The 17623-nt window shown below is 59.4% G+C and carries 19 protein-coding genes and 1 pseudogene; 13 read left to right on the top strand and 7 right to left on the bottom strand.

The window, feature by feature from the left end; translation table 11 throughout:
• Positions 1-29 precede the first annotated feature (29 nt).
• Positions 30-1280 (bottom strand): MFS transporter, encoded by a 1251-nt coding sequence (locus B3I26_RS06325; RefSeq protein ID WP_296256475.1) that lies wholly within the window; start codon positions 1278-1280, stop codon positions 30-32.
• A gap of 435 nt (positions 1281-1715) precedes the next feature.
• Here B3I26_RS06325 and B3I26_RS06320 point away from each other — a divergent pair, with 435 nt between their 5' ends.
• Positions 1716-2429, top strand: coding sequence for a FadR/GntR family transcriptional regulator (locus B3I26_RS06320; protein WP_296256187.1), 714 nt, complete (start codon positions 1716-1718; stop codon positions 2427-2429).
• Positions 2430-2655: 226 nt separating this feature from the next.
• On the opposite strand, the gene B3I26_RS06315 is transcribed toward B3I26_RS06320, so the two are convergent.
• Positions 2656-3813, bottom strand: a complete 1158-nt coding sequence (locus tag B3I26_RS06315; protein WP_296256186.1) for an alpha/beta fold hydrolase — start codon at positions 3811-3813, stop codon at positions 2656-2658.
• A gap of 189 nt (positions 3814-4002) precedes the next feature.
• Here B3I26_RS06315 and B3I26_RS06310 point away from each other — a divergent pair, with 189 nt between their 5' ends.
• The 3 genes and pseudogenes from B3I26_RS06310 to B3I26_RS06300 form a co-directional block, all read left to right on the top strand.
• Positions 4003-5088, top strand: coding sequence for a sugar diacid recognition domain-containing protein (locus B3I26_RS06310; protein ID WP_296256185.1), 1086 nt, complete (start codon positions 4003-4005; stop codon positions 5086-5088).
• A gap of 134 nt (positions 5089-5222) precedes the next feature.
• Positions 5223-6359 carry a glycerate kinase gene (locus B3I26_RS06305; RefSeq protein WP_296256183.1) on the top strand — a complete coding sequence of 379 codons (1137 nt, stop codon included), beginning with the start codon at positions 5223-5225 and terminating at the stop codon, positions 6357-6359.
• Between the two features lie 171 nt (positions 6360-6530).
• Positions 6531-6958: pseudogene (locus tag B3I26_RS06300) on the top strand (LysR substrate-binding domain-containing protein); the annotation flags it as partial.
• On the opposite strand, the gene B3I26_RS06295 reads toward B3I26_RS06300, so the two are convergent.
• Positions 6959-8776 carry a monovalent cation:proton antiporter-2 (CPA2) family protein gene (locus tag B3I26_RS06295; protein WP_296256182.1) on the bottom strand — a complete coding sequence of 606 codons (1818 nt, stop codon included), beginning with the start codon at positions 8774-8776 and terminating at the stop codon, positions 6959-6961.
• A gap of 213 nt (positions 8777-8989) precedes the next feature.
• On the opposite strand from B3I26_RS06295, the gene B3I26_RS06290 reads away from it, so the two are divergent.
• From B3I26_RS06290 to B3I26_RS06280, 3 genes are all read left to right on the top strand, one after another.
• Positions 8990-9178, top strand: a complete 189-nt coding sequence (locus B3I26_RS06290) for a hypothetical protein (RefSeq protein WP_296256181.1) — start codon at positions 8990-8992, stop codon at positions 9176-9178.
• Positions 9179-9381: 203 nt separating this feature from the next.
• Positions 9382-9648 carry a PepSY domain-containing protein gene (locus B3I26_RS06285; protein ID WP_296256179.1) on the top strand — a complete coding sequence of 89 codons (267 nt, stop codon included), beginning with the start codon at positions 9382-9384 and terminating at the stop codon, positions 9646-9648.
• Between the two features lie 145 nt (positions 9649-9793).
• Positions 9794-10219, top strand: a complete 426-nt coding sequence (locus B3I26_RS06280) for a GNAT family N-acetyltransferase (RefSeq protein WP_296256177.1) — start codon at positions 9794-9796, stop codon at positions 10217-10219.
• A 38-nt stretch (positions 10220-10257) separates the two neighbouring features.
• Here B3I26_RS06280 and B3I26_RS06275 read toward each other — a convergent pair whose 3' ends face one another.
• Positions 10258-11496 (bottom strand): NAD(P)/FAD-dependent oxidoreductase, encoded by a 1239-nt coding sequence (locus tag B3I26_RS06275; RefSeq protein WP_296256176.1) that lies wholly within the window; start codon positions 11494-11496, stop codon positions 10258-10260.
• Between the two features lie 142 nt (positions 11497-11638).
• On the opposite strand from B3I26_RS06275, the gene B3I26_RS06270 reads away from it, so the two are divergent.
• The 5 genes from B3I26_RS06270 (at position 11639) to map (ending at position 14936) form a co-directional block, all read left to right on the top strand.
• A complete protein-coding gene (locus B3I26_RS06270) occupies positions 11639-12670 on the top strand; it encodes an Ldh family oxidoreductase (protein WP_296256174.1) in 1032 nt (343 codons plus the stop codon).
• A gap of 119 nt (positions 12671-12789) precedes the next feature.
• Entirely contained in the window at positions 12790-13002 is a 213-nt protein-coding gene (locus B3I26_RS06265) for a hypothetical protein (RefSeq protein ID WP_296256173.1), read from the top strand.
• Between the two features lie 466 nt (positions 13003-13468).
• Positions 13469-13819, top strand: coding sequence for a helix-turn-helix domain-containing protein (locus tag B3I26_RS06260; protein ID WP_296256171.1), 351 nt, complete (start codon positions 13469-13471; stop codon positions 13817-13819).
• Positions 13820-13899: 80 nt separating this feature from the next.
• Positions 13900-14148: a ParD-like family protein gene (locus tag B3I26_RS06255; protein ID WP_296256169.1), complete on the top strand. Its 249-nt coding sequence runs from the start codon at positions 13900-13902 to the stop codon at positions 14146-14148.
• A gap of 2 nt (positions 14149-14150) precedes the next feature.
• On the top strand, positions 14151-14936 hold the full coding sequence (map, locus tag B3I26_RS06250; RefSeq protein WP_296256167.1) for a type I methionyl aminopeptidase: 786 nt from the start codon (positions 14151-14153) through the stop codon (positions 14934-14936).
• A 241-nt stretch (positions 14937-15177) separates the two neighbouring features.
• On the opposite strand, the gene B3I26_RS06245 is transcribed toward map, so the two are convergent.
• Entirely contained in the window at positions 15178-15426 is a 249-nt protein-coding gene (locus B3I26_RS06245) for a hypothetical protein (RefSeq protein WP_296256165.1), read from the bottom strand.
• A 223-nt stretch (positions 15427-15649) separates the two neighbouring features.
• On the opposite strand from B3I26_RS06245, the gene B3I26_RS06240 reads away from it, so the two are divergent.
• A complete protein-coding gene (locus tag B3I26_RS06240) occupies positions 15650-15979 on the top strand; it encodes a hypothetical protein (RefSeq protein ID WP_296256163.1) in 330 nt (109 codons plus the stop codon).
• Positions 15980-16032: 53 nt separating this feature from the next.
• Here the strand turns inward: B3I26_RS06240 and B3I26_RS06235 are convergent, their stop codons facing one another.
• Both B3I26_RS06235 and B3I26_RS06230 read right to left on the bottom strand, forming a co-directional pair.
• On the bottom strand, positions 16033-17097 hold the full coding sequence (locus tag B3I26_RS06235; RefSeq protein WP_296256161.1) for an endonuclease/exonuclease/phosphatase family protein: 1065 nt from the start codon (positions 17095-17097) through the stop codon (positions 16033-16035).
• Between the two features lie 115 nt (positions 17098-17212).
• Positions 17213-17455, bottom strand: coding sequence for a DUF1654 domain-containing protein (locus B3I26_RS06230; RefSeq protein WP_296256159.1), 243 nt, complete (start codon positions 17453-17455; stop codon positions 17213-17215).
• Between the last annotated feature and the right edge of the window lie 168 nt (positions 17456-17623).

Genomic DNA, 17623 nt, shown 5'->3' with positions numbered 1-17623 from the left:
CGGGTTTCAGGCTTTTAAGTGACTGAGCATCAGGAAGGACTGGGCGTCGCATCCACTCGGGCTACCGACGCCGCGCCGGGTTTGGGCGTGGTGCGTACGGCGAAGACCAGCATCGCAGCGATGATCGAGGTTGCGGTGAGGCCATACAGGCCGCCCTGAATCGAACCGGTCTGCTGTTCGAGGATGCCGAAGGCGGTGGGTGCGACGAAGCCGCCCAGGTTGCCCACCGAGTTGATCAGGGCAATCACACCCGCTGCTATACGCGCGTCCAGATAGCCTTGGGGAATCGGCCAGAACAGCGACGAAGCCGATTTGAAACCCATGGCCGCAAAGCAGATCGCGACGAAGGCGAACACCGGCCCGCCCGTGGTGGACATGAACATCCCGGCGGCGGCAATCAACAGCGCGGCAGCGACCCAGGCTTGCTGGTATTTCCACCTGGCTGACGCGCTGGCAAAGCCATACATGCAGACAATGGCGATGAACCACGGAATCGAGTTGTACAGCCCGACCTGAAAGTCGCTCAGCTCGCCCATCTTCCTGATGATGCTCGGCAGCCAGAACGTCGCGGCATAGATCGTCAGTTGAATGAAGAAGTACATCAGGCAGAACAGCAGGATTTGCGGGTCCTTGAGCAGCTTGCCAATGGACAGCTTCACCGGGGTGGCCGCTTCACGCGCGCGCTGTTCGGCGTCGATGGTGTTGACCAGCGCGTCCTTTTCAGCATTGCTCAGCCACTTGGCGTCGTGAGGCCTTGAGTCCAGCCAGAACCAGACGAAAACGCACAGGCCTACCGAGAACAGGCCTTCGATCAGGTACATCCACTGCCAGCCGTGGAGTCCCAGCCCCTCGATTTGCAAGAGCAGGCCGGAGAGCGGACCGCAGATCAGCGAGGCAAAGGCTGAGCCACTGAGGAAGATAGCAATCGCCTTGCCGCGTTCGACGCCTGGCAACCAGCGGGTGAAGTAGTAGATCACGCCTGGAAAGAACCCGGCCTCAGCCACGCCCAATAGAAAGCGCAGGATATAAAAGTGGGTTTCGGTCTGGATGAAGGCCATCCCTGCGGCCACCAGACCCCAGGTCAGCATGATCCGGGTCAGCCAGATGCGCGCACCGACTTTCTGCAAAAGGATGTTGGAGGGCACTTCGAACAGCGCGTATGCAATGAAGAACAGGCCTGCACCAAAGCCGTAGGCGGCGGCACCAATGCCCAGGTCATGTTCCATGTGACTTCGCACAAAGCCAATATTGACCCGGTCAATGTAGTTGACGATGAACATGATGACGAACAGCGGCAGGATATGATGTTTGACTTTCGAAACCGCCGACTGCAAGACGCGCACGTTGGCGTCGTCCACGTGTGATGAGGATGTGCTCACTTTGATGTACTCCCACTGATTATTTTTATGCGGGTGGTTGTGTGTACAGATGACAAGGTGCGTGTTGTCGTTAGTCATCATACAAGTGCGCATCGCCTCGGCAAGCTATTTCATGCCGTTCTGGGGATTATTTAACCGAGCCTAGCCAGCTTGTATGATAAGTTGAACGAGCGCCGGCCAGGCCCAAGGTTCTGGCTTTGCACGGGGTAGAGGGAGGGCCCGCGAGCATCGCCAGGCTCATCTACGCTCGGCTGCATGCACCCCCAGGCCGGAAAGATACAAGTTGCACTGCGCCTTGTTCGGCCCATCCCTCCCCACTGTTCGGACAATTGGCCCATGCAAACCCCCACTCGTACGATTCCCAAGCGTCGGCAACACAACCTGGCGACCGATCTTGTGACTGACCTGAGCCAACGCATTCTCATGGGGTCGATCGCGCCCGGTGAAAAGCTACCCTCGGAGAGCGAAATCGTCCGGCAGCACGGGGTCAGCCGCACGGTGGTGCGTGAGGCGATTTCCAAGTTGCAGGCGTCGGGTCTGGTCGAAACCCATCAGGGCAGGGGTACGTTCGTGCTGCAACGCTCGGAACCCAGGAGCATGCGGCTGAATATCGAGACGGCATTCAGCGTGCGCCACATCATCGAACTGCGCATGGGCCTGGAAGTCCAGGCCGTGGCGCTGGCGGCGCAGCGACGCACCCCGGCGCAATGGGCAGCGATGCGCAGGGCGCTGGATGACTACCAGGACCTGCTGGCCAAGGAAGACAGTTGCGTGGAGGCTGACCGGCGCTTTCACCTGTTAATCGCCGAGGCGACCGGCAATCCGTATTTCTTCGAAATTCTGCATAACCTGGGTAGCGCAGTCATTCCCCGAAGCCGCATCGCTTCGGCCGAGCGGGCAGGGGCTAGCCTAACCCATCACGCCTATCTGGCGAATCTGGAACACGAAGCGATTCTGGCGGCGATCAGGCGCCAGGACCCGGATGCGGCGAGGGCGGCCATGTGGACGCACCTGAGCAACAGCCGCGAACGCCTGGCGCCCGTGGAGTGACCCGTTAGCAGACGCAACACAAAACTTTAAAGCTCATGATTTTGTTCGAAGGCCGTAGGAGCAAGCTTGTTCGCGATCTGGCGCGCAGTGGCAGCAAAATCCGCCACCTTTGCTGCTTCAGACACAACGCGCGCACAGGGTTTACTGCTGCTGCGCAGCAGATCGCGAGCAAGCTTGCTCCTACGCCTTCGGCAGGATCCGGGGTGTGGGACTTCCAGGGCGGGCGTCATTCAGACGTCGATGCCGCGCGCAGAACCCCCAGCATCACACCCATCTGCCATTCGAAGTAGGGATTGAACGTCAGCCGTGCGAACACCTTGCCCGGCTCACGGTGCCCCCAGTCCGAATACCACACCGGCTCGCCGGCCAGGCACTTCTGCATGGCGGCTGCATCTTGACCATTCCAGCACAGCCGCTGGCTGCCGTTCTCGCCATACAGGCGATTATCCGGTGAGAACAGCAGGCCCATGTGGGAGAACTGGGCAATGCGCTGCTCGGGCAGGTAGTCGCTGCGCACCAGCACCCGCGCGGTCCTGGCTGCCGGCGCGGGCGCATCCCCGTACCAGATCAGGCGGCTGTCCGGGTGGTTGAAACGCGTGTTGAAATTGTCCAGCACATAGGCTGTGTCGAGCACCGAGTCGTGCTGGGTGATGGCCACGAATACCGGCTTGTCGTAAGGCCGCGCGTGGATATGGCGCTGCGCCGACAGCGCGCTGCGATAGAACTGGGCAAAGCCATTGGTTGGCACGTTAAGGTAGCGCACCGGCGTTTGCATGGGACGCACGCCATCCTCGGGCTTAGCCAGCCATGGCCGAAACCAGCCGATGTACTGGGTCGCCCAGGCGTAGGCATTGGCTGGGCGAAAAGCAGGGGAAAACAGCACCAATCCGGCGATTTCCGGGTGTTCATAGGCGTAATCCAGCACCAGATTGGCGCCGGTGGAAAAGCCGCCCAGGTATACCAACGGCACCTCGCGCTGTAACACTTGTGTTTGCTCGCGCACCACCTGTTGCCACTGCTTGAGCGTGACATCGAGCATGTCCGCAGGCTTGCTGCCATGCCCCGGCAGCAACAAGGTCCGCACCAGAAAACCCTGGCCTGCCAGTTTCTGGCCGATGTCGTTGAACGACCAGGGCGAATCCCCTAGCCCGTGCACGAGCAGGATCCCGCGCCTGGGCATGCCAGCGGGCCGCCACTCACGGGGCGCATTCCACTCAAGCTCGGCGGCGTGGTCATCGGTCTGGAAGGTGCGCTTGTGCTCCATCCAGGCAAGGGTCTGCTGGCGATAGTCGGCAAAACTCGCTTGGCCCAACGGCACGTCGCTGGAGGCGCAGGCTGACAGGGTCAGAAAGGGCAGCAACAGGGCAACGCGGTGTAAGGGCAAGTGGCGCGATCTCTGGCATTCTTCGTGGGGTCGCGGGGCACTTTGCCATGCTGCCGGAGCGTTGGGTATCCGTGGCGACCGATTGTCATGCAGGAACTCGGCGCAAATTTCAGGCAGACTCGCAAAATCCATAAAAACAATTCGTGATGTGTATGAACCTTCAACCGCTTCGTGTACCGGACGCGCCTCATGTTTGCCCTTGATCACGCCCTGGCCCAAGACATCGTTGATCGGGCGATGGCGATTCTGCCGTGTAACGTCAACGTCATGGATTATCTGGGCATCATCATCGGCAGCGGCGAGGCCGAACGTCTTTATAGCCGGCACGAGGGCGCGCAACTGGTGCTGGCCAACAGCCGAGTGGTGGAGATTGATTCTCATACCGCTAAACACCTCAACGGTGTGCGTCCAGGGGTAAATCTGCCGTTGATGCTCGATTGCAAGCTGGTAGGGGTGTTGGGCATCACCGGTGAGCCGGACCAGGTGCGGGTGTATGCGGAGCTGGTGAAGATGACCGCCGAAATGCTCATGGAGCACCGCAGGCAACAAGCCGATCAGCAGTGGCGGCATCAGCGCAGCGAAGATCTATTGGCGCGTCTGTTGCTGGGCGACGGCGTCGGGCATTTGCTCGATGAGGCCGAACAACTGGGTTTGCAGCCCAAGTTGCCGCGCCAGGCGGTGTTGATCGAGCTGCCGGCCAATGTCGGCCACGGCGGACAGCTCGCCGCCTGGCTCAACGGGCGCTACGCCAACAGCTGGTGTGTGTCCTGCGAGCCGAGCCTGGTCTACTGGTGCCGCGCCGCGGGCAAGGAGCGTGACGATGCCTTGCTGCTGGAGCAGTTCGACGAGCAAGGCTGGCCAGTGTCGCGCATGGCGACGATCGAACCTTCGTCGGACCTTGCCACGCTGCGCGAGGCCTGCTCTGCGGCGCGGGATCTGCTCGATTATGCTCGCCATAATCAGCCGCAACAGCGTTTGCTGCGCCTGGCGAGTCACCGGCTGGAGGTGCTGTTCTGGCGCAATCGTCACGATTGGCTGGCCATAGGCGTCGCCGAACCGGTGCTGCGTCTCCAGGGCAATGGCCAGTTGCTCGATACCCTGCGCGCCTGGTTCGATTACAGCGGTGAAAGCCAGGCGTGCGCCGACGCGCTGGGTATCCACCGCAACAGCCTGCGTTACCGGCTGGAAAAGATCGCTGAGGTCAGCGGGTGTGATCCGTATCGGACCGATGATCTGTTGAGACTCTATCTGGGCATGCAAATGGTGCCGCGCTAAAACAAGCCGCTACAGCAGATCGCCGACCCGTTTTGTTCGTATGAACAACGCCGCCTTGTGCAGCGTTGTGCGAAGGTCCGGCGCAAAGCCCCGGCCGCCGTGCGAAGATCGCGACATTCGATAAGGAGAACACCATGAAAATCGTCATCGCCCCGGATTCCTTCAAGGACAGCCTTAGCGCGCAAGCTGTGGCCCAGGCGGTTGCCGGCGGCCTGCGCGAGGTGTGGCCCGATGCGCAGCTGGTCGAATGCCCGATGGCCGATGGTGGGGAGGGCACCATCGAAGCGGTGCTGGCGGCCTGCGGCGGGCAATGGATGACCACAAAGGCCTGCGGCCCGCTGGGGCAACCGACTCAGGCTCAGTGGGGTTGGCTCGCCCAGACCCGCACCGCCATCATCGAAATGGCCATGGCCAGCGGGCTGCAGATGTTGACCCACGCACAGCGCGACGCGACGGTGACCACCACTTTCGGCACCGGGCAACTGATTGCCGCTGCATTGGATGCTGGCGCGCAGCGGGTGATCCTGGCCATCGGCGGCAGTGCGACCAATGACGCTGGCACCGGCATGCTCTCGGCATTGGGTGCACGTTTTCTTGATCGCGAACACCAGCCACTGCCCCTCGGCGGCCTGGCCCTGGGCAAGGTTGCGCATATCGAGCTGGCCTCACTGGACCCGCGCTTGAACGATGTGCAGTTCGAAGTGGCGGCTGACGTCAACAACCCGCTGTGCGGGCCCAATGGCGCGTCGCATATTTTCGGTCCGCAAAAAGGTGCGTCTGCCGAGCAGGTGCTGGCGCTGGATGCTGCGCTGGACCATTTCGCCGAACAGTCGGCCCGTGTATTGGGCAAGGATGAGCGGGAGCACCCTGGCAGTGGTGCCGCGGGCGGAATGGGCTTTGCTGCCAGGGCTTATCTGAATGCGTCGTTTCGTCCAGGCGTGGAAGTGGTCGCGGACCTGACCGGCCTGGCCGGGGCGCTGGCTGGCGCTGATCTGGTCATCACCGGGGAAGGGCGTTTCGATGCCCAGACGCTGCGCGGCAAGACGCCATTTGGCGTTGCGAAAATCGCGCAACGCCAGCAGGTGCCGGTCATCGTGCTGGCCGGCACTCTGGGTGATGGCTATGCCGATCTTTACGCCCATGGCATCAGCGCCGCGTTTGCCGTGACGAGTGGGCCGATGACGCTGGAGCAGGCCTGTGACAGTGCCGCGACGTTGCTGCATGACCGAGCACGGGATCTGGCGCGGGTATGGCAACTCGCCGCGAGATAAAGGCAGGCATGCGCACGCGGATGGCTGGCTGGAGCAGGGTGTGAGTGCAGATGTTCAGGTAAGGCGAATGCTGAGACAGCTGTTTTACCTGTCATGTTGCATCCCAGCTGCACCATCGGAATTAGCTTGCACATCAACGTACCTACAAACCGCGCCTGCAGTACAGCGCCGCCCGCCAGCCTGCCGGATTCGATCTGTGGCTTGAAGCTGGTAACCGAAGGCTTCACCCTGGCGCTGCCGAGCAGTTCCTGGCTGTGCTAGCTCAAAGCGATCAACGCCGTGCATCTGCAAAACAAGACCTTTATCCTTCCCGAGCAAATTTGCGGCACCTCGAAGTGGCGGCCCAAGGCGGCTTTGCTCCGACCCTGGGGCCGCAACCGGGTGGCCTGGTCTCAGTCATCGCGCTGGTCAGCCTGGGACAGTGCGTGGCGGTCGTGCCCGAGGCGGTGGCCGAGCACATCAGGCTGCCCAACGTGCTGCACCGACACATCGATGACTGTCAGCCCAGCGCATACCTGTCGCTGACTCACCGCCGTTACGAGAAGGCGCCGGCGGTGACCCGTTTCATCGAGCACGTGAAGCTGTCGCACCAACCCTGATCAGCCCTTGGCGGCTTGCTCTGCTTCTTCGTCGATGCGGTCGGACTCGAACAGATCGGCCAACTCGTTCCTGGCCTCCAGCGCGTTTTGCATGACCTTTGCCGCATCGTCGTAAATCAGGTGCTGACGATTGAGCACCTGTTCGTCGTGACGCTTGAAACGATCAATGCGCGCCGCCGCCTGCGCCTCGCTCAAGCCCAGGCCGATGAGGGTGCGTCGGGTCATTTCCAGACTGGAATAGAAGGTTTCCCGCACGGTCTGCGCGTCGAGGTCCATCAGGCGGTGCACGTGTTGCCGGTTACGCGCACGCGCGATGATCTTGAGGTGCGGATACAGCTTTCGCACCAGTTCCGCGGTCTTGATATTGGTGTCCGGATCGTCGGTAGCGATCACGAAATATTCAGCCTGATCGACCTTGGCGGCGCGCAGGATCTCCGGCCGTAACGGGTCGCCGTAGAACACCGGCACGTTGCCGAAACTGCGGGTGAATTCGATGGTTTCCACCGAGGTGTCCAGCGCGATGAACGGGATGTTTTGCGCCCGCAGGATACGCGCCACGATCTGTCCCATACGGCCCATGCCCGCGATAACCACGCGGGGGTTATCGGAGTCGATTTCCTTGTATTCGGCGGGCACTTCCCGCGTCACCGGCTTGGGCTTGAGCCAGCGCGACAGCACCAGCAACAGCGGTGGCGTGAGGGCCATCGATAGCGTGATCGTCAACACCAGGGTGTCATACAGGCTGGCGTCGAACAGTCCCTGATCACGACCGATCTTGAACACCACGAACGCAAACTCACCGCCGGCAGCCAGGACCAGGCCAAGGCGCAACGCGCTCTGCTTGCTCAGGCCGCCGGCCATGCGACCGACGAAGAACAGCAGCGGCAACTTCAGGCCGATCAGCAATACGGTCAGGGCCAGCACCGTGATCGGCGAGCTGAACAGCAGGCCGACATTGGCGCCCATGCCCACGCTGATGAAGAACAGCCCCAGCAGCAGGCCCTTGAAGGGCTCGATCTGCGCTTCCAGCTCGTGGCGATACTCGGAATCGGCTAGCAGCAGGCCAGCGAGAAATGCCCCCAGCGCCATGGACACGCCTACCAGGTCCATCAACCACGCGGTGCCGATGACGACCAGCAAGGCGGTAGCGGTCGAGACTTCCTGCAGCTTGGTCTTGGCCACGATCCGAAACACCGGGCGCAACAGATAACGTCCGCCGACCACTACCACGGCGATCCCGCCCAGCACCTGCAGACCATGACGCAGCGAGTCAGCCGAGGATGCATCATGGTTGCCTCCAGCGAGCATCGGCACCAATGCGATCAGCGGGATCGCCGCGATGTCCTGAAACAGCAGGATGGCGAATGCCAGGCGGCCATGGGGGGCATTGAGTTCCTTGCGCTCGGCCAGGCTTTGCAGGCCGAAGGCCGTGGACGACAGCGCCAGTCCCAGGCCCAGCACCACGGCGCTGTTCAGGGGTTGACCGAAGCCGAGCAGGGCGACCGTTCCGATCACCAGACCGGTGAGCAGCACTTGGGCCAGGCCCACGCCGAATACCGATTTACGCATGATCCACAGGCGTTTCGGGGAAAGCTCCAGGCCAATGATGAACAGCAGTAACACCACCCCCAATTCGGAAATGTGCGCCACGCTTTGTGGGTTGCCTATCAGTGCCAGCCCGGAAGGACCAATGATCACGCCTGCGATCAGGTAACCGATTACCGCGCCCAGTTGCAGGCGTTTGGCTAGAGGGACCGTCACAACGGCGGCGAGCAAAAACACGACCGCGGCCTGCAACAGGCTGCCTTCATGGGGCATTGGGGGGTACTCCTTTGGACGACAGGGGAATGCTTATAAAGACGTAACGTGCGGGTATTAAACCACGGCAGGGTGACAGGATTCAGTGACGCGGCCCCGTTGTCGCAGGGGTGTGAAGGGCGCTGCGAGGTGCCACGCAGGCCGGGACCGCGTAAGATGTTGGTCGCGTTTGCGTCGCATCAATGATTTCCACCCGCTTTCAGGAGCTTTGCAATGACCCACAAGCAGCGTTTGATTTATTCGATCATCATCGCCCTGAGCGTGCTGGCCCTCATGCTTGGCCTGTCGCATCTGCAGAAAACCGGCGTGCTCGACGAGAAGACTTTCCAATACATCGCAATCTTCGTGGCCGTGGCTGTCGTCGTGTTGAATGGCGTCCTGCGGCGCAAGGTCAAGCACTGATCGTTCACCGTTGGCATTCGCCGTCGGGCTTGCCGGCGGCAGCGATTCTCGGGGCGCCAGCGCAGGAAGACGCTGCTGCCGCAACGGGTCCCGGGCCTGGTTCGCCGCATCTCGTTACAAAACCTTACCTGAACTATTTTTCTTCCGGCGAACTCCTAACACTCGCAAGTCATATAGCCCGCAAAGGGAAATGGAGTTCGAAAATGATCAAGACACTTACTGCTGCTGTCCTCGCCACCGCCGCCTTGGCCACCGCCCCGTTCGCATTGGCGGATAAACCGGGCGCCGGTTGGATCACCATTGAGAAAGCGATCGAAAAGGCGAAATCGGCCGGTTACACCGAGATCTACAAGATCGAGGCCGATGATAAGGGTTATTGGGAAGGTGAAGGCCGCAAGGCTGACAGCCTGACCTACGAATTCCGTATAGACGGCAACTCCGGCAACATCCTGCGCGATCAGAAAGACTGATCCGAAAGGGCGCGCTTTCAAACGCTCGTAACCGCCCTTTGGTGGGAGCGCCGCCCGGCGCCTCCCACCGCTTAATCCTCGCTTTACTCACACCGCCGAATTCGACAACCTTGTGTTTCTTTTCCAGATCAGCAGGAAGCGAAGCATGAGTGTGCGGATCGAATTCAAAAACAACCCCAGCGAAGACGAACGTCTACAGATTCTGAATCCTTTGCGGGCCTACAACGCCGAGCAAGCGGGCGAGGGGATGCCTGAAAAATTCGCCTTTTTCGTGCGTGATGAAAAAAGCGAAGCCGTTCTCGGCGGGCTGCACGGGCGCATTTTATACCGGTGGTTGTTCATTGATCTGTTGGTAGTGCCGAAACAGGTGCGCGGGGAAGGTATTGGCAGTCAACTGATGGAAAAGGCCGAAGATTTCGCCAGGCAAAGAAATTGCGTCGGCGTTTGGCTGGACACTTTCGATTTCCAGGCTCCGGATTTCTACCGCAAGCACGGCTATCAGGCGTTCGGTCAACTGGAGGACTACCCGCCCGGGCATCAACGGCTATTTTTCAAGAAACGCCTGGACTGAGTCCTCGCGCTGCCGTTTCCATGGTCACGGCAGGCCGCTTAGTAAAAACGCGCGGGGCGGTAGGGCGCAGGGTCGGTAAACGTTGGCGCTCCGGTCATCATTTGCGCCAGCAAACGTCCGGCGACCGGCCCCAGCGTCAAGCCATGATGAGCGTGGCCAAAGTTAAACCACAGCCCCTTATGACTGCCTGCCGGGCCGATGACCGGACGCATGTCCGGCAAGCATGGTCTGCGCCCTAACCACGACTCTGCGTCCAGTCGTTCACCCAACGGATACAACTGGCGGGCGATGGCCTCACAGCGGCGTAGTTGAATATCATTAGGCGGCGCATCGCTGGCGGCGAATTCGACGCCGGTGGTTAGGCGAATGCCACGTGCCATGGGCGCCAGAACGAACCCTGCCTGGGCGTCGATCACCGAATGCTGCAACTGCGCGCCTGGCTGTGAGGCGTAATGCATGTGGTATCCGCGCTTGACTGCCAATGGAATGCGATAACCCAGTTTCGAGAAGATATCCCCCGATTGCGGTCCCATCGCCAGCACCACCTGCTCCGAACTGATCAGCCCCTGACTACTTTGCACTTCCCAGCGCGCACCGCGCTGATCCAGGCTACGTGCGTCGCCCCGGAGCAGCATGCCACCGCGCTGCACGAACAAAGCGGCATAACCGCGCACCAGTGCACCCGGATCGCTCACGCTTTTGGGGTCGAGCCAGTGAATACCGCCGAACACACCACTTAGGTTGGGTTCGCGTTGGCGCAACTGACCGGCATTCAGAATTTCGTACTTCAGACCATATTGGTCATAGGTGCTGGCATCGGCGGCGGCCAGATCGAACTCATGTTGATCGCGATAAAACTCGATCCAGCCCTTGGCGTGGATCAGCCCGGTCATGCCCGCAGCGGCTGCCAGCAGATCATGCTCGCTGACGCAGCGTTCGATTAAAGGTCGCATGGCGCGGCTGGCGAGGGCCAGGTTCTGCGGCGAAGACTGGCGCCAATATTCGAGGAGCCACGGCGCCAGACGGGGCAGAAACGCCGGACTGAAACGCATCGACGACTGGCGGTTAAGGCTGTAGCGCAACAATCGTTGCCATTCGCGCGGAAAGGCGTAGGGGATGATGCTGGAACGCTCGATCAGCCCAGCGTTGCCATGGCTCGTACCGCGACCAGGCTCATCACGATCGAGCAGCGCTACGCGCTGGCCTGCGGCTTGCAGGTGCAGTGCGGAACAAACGCCGATGATTCCGGCGCCGAGGACGAGGGTCTGACAATCCATTGATCGATCCTTATAGCGGTGTTTGGCGCACCGTCATCAATACGCCGGCGTGCAGTTTACCCGTTTGCTCGCGCACAGTACTCTCAGACCGTTCGTACGATCTGTTGCGCTTCCACTTCCAATAACCACACTGGAGCTTCAGATGTCTTCACCCCTTGACCCAATTGCTATGCAGACGATTTCCTTTGCGGATCTGACTGACCTGCTGCGCCGGATATTCCTACGCCACGGCACCTCGGCAGAGGTGGCGGCGGTGCTGGCCGAAAATTGCGCCAGCGCCGAACGCGACGGATCTCATAGCCATGGCATCTTTCGCATCAAGGGTTATCTGGCGTCGCTGGCTGCTGGCTGGGTCGATGGTCAAGCGGTGCCGAAGGTGGAGGATGTGGCCGCAGGTTTCGTGCGGGTGGACGCCAATGGCGGTTTTGCCCAGCCGGCCATGCAGGCCGCCAAGGTGCTATTGATCGAGAAAGTGCGCGCGGCGGGTATCGCGATTCTGGCGATTCGCAACTCTCATCACTTCGGGGCGCTGTGGCCTGACGTCGAGCCGTTTGCCCAAGAAGGGCTGGTGGCTCTAAGCGTGGTCAACAGCATGACCTGCGTGGTTCCTCACCAGGCGCACAAACCTCTATTCGGCACTAATCCGATTGCCTTCGCCGCGCCGCGTGCCGGTGGGCAACCGATCGTGTTTGACATGGCGACCAGCGCCATGGCGCACGGCGATGTGCAGATTGCCGCCAGGGAAGGGCGGATGTTGCCGCCGGGCATGGGCGTGGACAGCGCCGGGTTGCCCACGGTAGACCCCAAGGCGATTCTCAACGCCGGGGCGCTCTTGCCGTTCGGTGGCCACAAAGGCTCCGCGCTTTCAATGATGGTCGAGTTGCTGTGTGCCGCTGTCTGCGGGGGCAATTTTTCATTCGAATTTGACATGTCCAGCAAACCGGGAGCGCAGACGCCCTGGACCGGGCAGACGATCATCGTCATAGACCCCGATAAGGGTCGCGGACAAGCGTTTGCCCAGCGCAGTGAAGAACTGGTTCGGCAGATGCACGGCGTGGGTCAGCAGCGGATGCCTGGGGATCGTCGCTATAAGCAGCGGGAAAAATCCCTGAGTGAGGGAATTGTGCTGACTGAAGAGGACATGACCCGGCTGCAAAGACTTACGCAGGCTTGAGCCACCTTCCTGGTTACAACACGGGACAGCGAGCGACCGCTCGTCGAATCGAGGCTTGCGTTTGGCTGCTCTTGAAAATACTGTATGTTTAAACAGTATTCAGTCAAGAGGGCTCGACCATGCAAACCACTCAAGCCGACACCAACCTGGCTTCCACTCATCAGAAGGGTGATACACCGTTCAGCCGCGTTTGGGGCAATGAAATGCAGCGCGAAGACTTCCTGGCCCTGGCGGCGGGCGTTCGTCAGTTCAGCATAGGCCTGGAAGGGGTGTCCTTCGTGCCGTGCGCGCAGGCTTACCCGGCCGAGCACACGCAGTATGCAATCGAGTAATCCGAAGTACCCTACGGTCAGGCGCATGAAGAACAAGTGTTCAGACTCAGCGTTCGTACCTTGCTGGCACGGTTACCGGAACAGGTTCATGGGCGGCAGCGCTATCAACGTCGTCGGGTTGGCGTCTCTTGCCCGTCCTGATCAGACCAACGGCAACGACAGTGCCTACCAGTGACAGGGCAATCCACCCCAGCAAAAATATAATCACGTCTGGTTCTCCGAACTACAACAATCGGGTTGCCACGCAAAATGGCAAGCTGTCCATCCGGGTTATCGGCCGCGTCGTGCGGTTCCTTAAGGCGTGTGATCGCGTTGGTTGTGCAATGACTTGGGTTGTACGGTTACTGATGTTGTGTGGCCGCTCAGGTAGAAGGACGCGCAGCTTGAACAAATGTCGCCTGAACCGCAACTCCCCTGTACCGACAGGGTCTTGCTTTAAACATAGTCAATTTCGAGGCTCGCGTTCATGAAAGATATTGGTTCACGCCTCAAAGAGGAGCGAAAAAGCCTTGGCCTCTCGCAACAGGAGTTCGGCGCCATTGGCGGCGTTGAAGCCAACGCCCAAGGCAAGTACGAGAATGGAGATCGCATCCCTCGTTCCGACTATCTTGCCGCTCTGGGTGAAAAGGGCGTCGACCTTCTCTACGTGTTATCGGGTAAGCGCACGCCGATGCCAGAAGAGTCGCTCAATGAGGCAGAGCGGGCAATCATCACTCATTACCGTGTATTGAGTGAGGAGGATCGGGACGCGATATCACAGCTGGCGACCTCCTTGTCCGAATGCGCGGTGGACGCAAAAGCGCAAGCCTCTGCCTGAGGACGTTCGTATCGCAGAATGACGTCTTGCGAGCGAATATATGGAACGTATATGCTTCGTATATTAATAGCGAGGTAGTCATGGGACTGGTCAAAATTTCCGAACAGATGCACGCCAATATTCGATCCGCCAGCGCAGCGCTGAGTCGATCCATCAACGCTCAGGCGGAGCACTGGATGCGGGTCGGCATGCTCGCCGAACTGAACCCGGGCCTGAACTACTCCGATATCTGTCAACTTCTCATCCGCGCTGAAGCTGAAGAAGAGACGCGGTCGAGTGCGCAGTTGGCTGACTCAGCGGGGCGTGAGCATCACGCCAGGGCGGTGTAGCAATGAGTATTAGCCTAAAAAGCGAAAGCGATCTGGCAGGTTTGCGCATCGCCGGGCGCCTGGCGGCCGACGTTCTGGCAATGATCGCGCAGCACGTCAAGCCAGGCATCAGCACCGAGGCACTGGACGATATTTGCAACGACTACATCGTCAATGAGTTGAAAGTCATTCCTGCCAATGTGGGCTATCACGGCTTCACCAAGACCACCTGCATTTCGCCCAACACGGTGGTCTGCCACGGTATTCCTTCACCGGATGACATCCTGAGGGAAGGGGACATCGTCAATATCGATGTCGCAGTGATCAAGGATGGCTGGTACGGCGATACCAGTCGCATGTACTACGTTGGCGAGGTCAGCCCGTTGGCGCGACGTCTGGTTGAGACGACCTATGAAGCGACGCTGGCAGGTATCCGTATTGTGAGGCCGGGTGCCACACTGGGCGATATCGGTAATGCGATACAGACCGTTGCCTATCGGGAAGGCTTCAGCGTCGTACGTGAGTATTGCGGTCATGGCATCGGCCGCAAATACCATGAAGAGCCGCAGGTGTTGCATTACGGAGCCGCGGGCAAGGGATTGAAGCTCAAGGCGGGGATGGTGTTTACCATCGAGCCGATGATCAACGCCGGAAAACCTGGAACGCATGTGCTGGATGATGGCTGGACCGTGTTGACCCGCGATCAGTCATTATCAGCGCAATGGGAGCATATGGTGGCGGTAACGGACGACGGGTTTGAATTACTGACGCCTTGGCCGGACGGTACAGGTGATTATCCGCCCGTGTAAGGCAGCATGCAGTTGGACTTACCAAGTCACATTGTTCATGTGATGAAAAGCCGGCCAAGCTTGTAGCTTCTTCTGGTTCCCCTGTAGCGCTACTGCTTGCCCGGCTCATGGATGATCAGGGGGCGCAGCACTTGGGGAAAACACCACTTTCTCTCGTCCCGTCCCGCCTGCTGCGTCACCCGTGTCCGGCGTTCTCGATACGCCTTCCTTTATAAAAAGTGCAACTACACCCTCAGCTGGGTCATATCTGCTTGGCCGCATCGACTCCCGCGGCGCTGAGCTTGACCGGGTACTTGAGTGTGGTCTCGCCCTTGGCCGAGCTGTCTACGCAGCCGTCATGGATGAGTCCAACGTCCTGCAGATGTTCGAGTGTCCTGGCGACCTCGTGCTCCCCACGGTAATTATCCAGAATCTCTTTGCCAAGACCGGCGGGATGGGCGTGCAACAGGCGCGTCAGGACTTCGTTTTTAAGCTCGTTATCAATAGTCATCGTTACCTCGCTTTGCTGGTTTCATGAGCGCTGCATGTGAATACCGACCACTCGATGTGTGGTTTGTTTAGATAAATGTCGTATGGGGTAGGTCCTGCACAGGGCAGGACGCATGAAATGCATGACGCCGAGCCTTTGGTTGTAAAAAAAGCAACCTGATGGCCCTCATAGGTGACAATTTCTGAAAAAATCTGTTTCTTTCAAATAATCCGGGACGAGGCATATGCGAAGTGTGGGTTTGGGCATAGCGGCATTGGTTTTGATGGTGGCGGCAGTTCCTGCGCAGGCCCGAGATGTTAGCAAGAGCGATCTGCAAGTGTGTAAATGGGGCGCAGGGATAGCGGCGAATGCCCAGCAATCCAAGCTCTCCGGGACAACGCTTTATAGCGCCCGAAAGAAGCTGCAGGCACGTAATTTCTCTCAACCATGGATGCGCAAGATGGCAGTGGGGATCACGGAGCAGACCTACAACAGTCGGTCGCGTCTAAAGCCTGCCGCCGTCAGGCAGACCTATTACGACGGATGCGTCCAGCACGACAGGGCTCGTAAATAGAAGGATAGGAAACGCGCCTGCCGTTAAGGCGCGCACCAAGGAGTTCGAACCTCTCAGTGGCAATTGCCAGCCAGATGATAGTGCTGCGCCTCTGCCGCCGCAGGGCTAATGAATTCGATCCTGTTTTTCTCCGAAACCGCGTTGTACGACGGGCAATCCGGGCGGTGGTAAACCATGGTCTTCTTGTTGCCGCGAATCGCCGCGCTCAGATTATTCGCCGCGGATGCGGAGGGCCTGGTGGGCATCATCGGATTGGGCAGTGCGGACCTCACCGGCGCTGCCTGCGCAACGGTGCCGTTGGCGCCGAAGCTGGCGTTCAGAAAAATCGGCGCATGGTCGGAAACGCTTTCGCGGCCTTGGACGTGGGTCAGGCCCAGGTATTTCGGATAATCGAACACCTGGATGTTGTTGACTTTGATTGTCGAGTTTTTACTGATGAAGATGTTGTCGTAAAGATTGGCAAACTTGCCGTCCTTGCTCGACAGCGTGCTGGCGCCGTTCAGCACCAGCGGTTTGGCGCTGGCATCCAGGGTGGCCCACGCCGGTGAAGTCGGAGGTGTGTTGAAGTCGCCCATCAGCATGATCTGACCGTTGTCCGAATAGGTGTCTTTCAACCACGCCCAGTAGCTGGACAGCGCGGTGATCTCCGACGCACGATCCGCTTGATTTTTGCCATACAGAATGTGCACTGTAGCGACAACGAACGTACTGCCGTCCTTGAGCGACTTGAATCGGGCCGAGTAGGGCTCGCGCTCGAAGGTGTCGCCGCGGTCCAGGTACGTGACGGCGCCATCCTCGTAAGCAACGACATCGTCCCGCCAGACGAAACCGTACATTTCCTTATAGGACGATCGGCCCACTGCATGAGAGGCCATGGTACTCCAGTGTTTTCCCGTCTGGCGGGTTAACGCTTGGGCAAGCGCCTGGAGCGCATCCTCGTTCATAAGCTCCTGCACGGCGAGGAAGTCGACATTTTGCGCAACTTTGGCGATGCTCTGGAAATCCTTGTTTGGACGCACACTCAGGTGCTCAAGGTTCCAGGTGCCAATCTTGACGTCGGCGGATGCATTTTGCAGAAAGGCGAAGACTAACAGGAGTAAAACAAAAAATCTGGGCATTGAATTCCAACTACGGGCTGATTGAAACGGGACGAATCTTCAGGGTTTGTTCAGAGGGTGGCAGGTTTTGACGGCGTTGATGTTCTCGGCCACCGGCTTATGAGCGGGTGATGCATCAGTCTTCCTTGGGAACGGTCCAGAAGACCTGAACGCCGCCATCGTCCCGCCAGGCCAGCGTCACGTTGTCATTCTCGGCGATCTCTCCAAGCAACTGATTCCAGTCATCTTCAAGCTCGTCCGCAAGACGGAAGATCAGGGCAGAGCGGGACTTCTGCGCGGTCGTCGAGTTGATTATTTTCTGAATGCGCAGGGCCAGACGTTCATAGGGGGCCGGCGTTGTAACGGTATTGGTGGGCATGAGAGCATCCTTCGCATAGCTGTATGCGCATACAGTATTTCAGTGTGGGACGTTTCGCAATACTGAGAGGGACCTATCTGTGTCGCTGCTCAACTAATTGATTGTTCTGACGCGTTTGCACAGCGAACCAAAATTGATTGAGTCGATCTGATTCACTATTGGCGAATC

The organism is Pseudomonas sp. UBA5706, from assembly GCF_002419965.1.
Lineage (GTDB): Bacteria > Pseudomonadota > Gammaproteobacteria > Pseudomonadales > Pseudomonadaceae > Aquipseudomonas.
Note: the sequence above shows the minus strand (reverse complement) of the source record. Positions and strands in the feature narration are given on the sequence as shown.

What these genes read in the sequence shown, in the direction of transcription:
- B3I26_RS06320 (WP_296256187.1), top strand. Translation starts at nt 1,716, where the DNA reads ATGCAAACCCCCACTCGTACGATTCCCAAGCGTCGGCAACACAACCTG.
- B3I26_RS06290 (WP_296256181.1), top strand. Translation starts at nt 8,990, where the DNA reads ATGACCCACAAGCAGCGTTTGATTTATTCGATCATCATCGCCCTGAGC.
- B3I26_RS06310 (WP_296256185.1), top strand. Translation starts at nt 4,003, where the DNA reads ATGTTTGCCCTTGATCACGCCCTGGCCCAAGACATCGTTGATCGGGCG.
- B3I26_RS06265 (WP_296256173.1), top strand. Translation starts at nt 12,790, where the DNA reads ATGCAAACCACTCAAGCCGACACCAACCTGGCTTCCACTCATCAGAAG.
- B3I26_RS06235 (WP_296256161.1), bottom strand. Translation starts at nt 17,097, where the DNA reads ATGCCCAGATTTTTTGTTTTACTCCTGTTAGTCTTCGCCTTTCTGCAA.
- B3I26_RS06260 (WP_296256171.1), top strand. Translation starts at nt 13,469, where the DNA reads ATGAAAGATATTGGTTCACGCCTCAAAGAGGAGCGAAAAAGCCTTGGC.
- map (WP_296256167.1), top strand. Translation starts at nt 14,151, where the DNA reads ATGAGTATTAGCCTAAAAAGCGAAAGCGATCTGGCAGGTTTGCGCATC.
- B3I26_RS06280 (WP_296256177.1), top strand. Translation starts at nt 9,794, where the DNA reads ATGAGTGTGCGGATCGAATTCAAAAACAACCCCAGCGAAGACGAACGT.
- B3I26_RS06270 (WP_296256174.1), top strand. Translation starts at nt 11,639, where the DNA reads ATGTCTTCACCCCTTGACCCAATTGCTATGCAGACGATTTCCTTTGCG.
- B3I26_RS06325 (WP_296256475.1), bottom strand. Translation starts at nt 1,280, where the DNA reads ATGTTCATCGTCAACTACATTGACCGGGTCAATATTGGCTTTGTGCGA.
- B3I26_RS06275 (WP_296256176.1), bottom strand. Translation starts at nt 11,496, where the DNA reads ATGGATTGTCAGACCCTCGTCCTCGGCGCCGGAATCATCGGCGTTTGT.
- B3I26_RS06245 (WP_296256165.1), bottom strand. Translation starts at nt 15,426, where the DNA reads ATGACTATTGATAACGAGCTTAAAAACGAAGTCCTGACGCGCCTGTTG.
- B3I26_RS06305 (WP_296256183.1), top strand. Translation starts at nt 5,223, where the DNA reads ATGAAAATCGTCATCGCCCCGGATTCCTTCAAGGACAGCCTTAGCGCG.
- B3I26_RS06285 (WP_296256179.1), top strand. Translation starts at nt 9,382, where the DNA reads ATGATCAAGACACTTACTGCTGCTGTCCTCGCCACCGCCGCCTTGGCC.
- B3I26_RS06255 (WP_296256169.1), top strand. Translation starts at nt 13,900, where the DNA reads ATGGGACTGGTCAAAATTTCCGAACAGATGCACGCCAATATTCGATCC.
- B3I26_RS06295 (WP_296256182.1), bottom strand. Translation starts at nt 8,776, where the DNA reads ATGCCCCATGAAGGCAGCCTGTTGCAGGCCGCGGTCGTGTTTTTGCTC.
- B3I26_RS06230 (WP_296256159.1), bottom strand. Translation starts at nt 17,455, where the DNA reads ATGCCCACCAATACCGTTACAACGCCGGCCCCCTATGAACGTCTGGCC.
- B3I26_RS06240 (WP_296256163.1), top strand. Translation starts at nt 15,650, where the DNA reads ATGCGAAGTGTGGGTTTGGGCATAGCGGCATTGGTTTTGATGGTGGCG.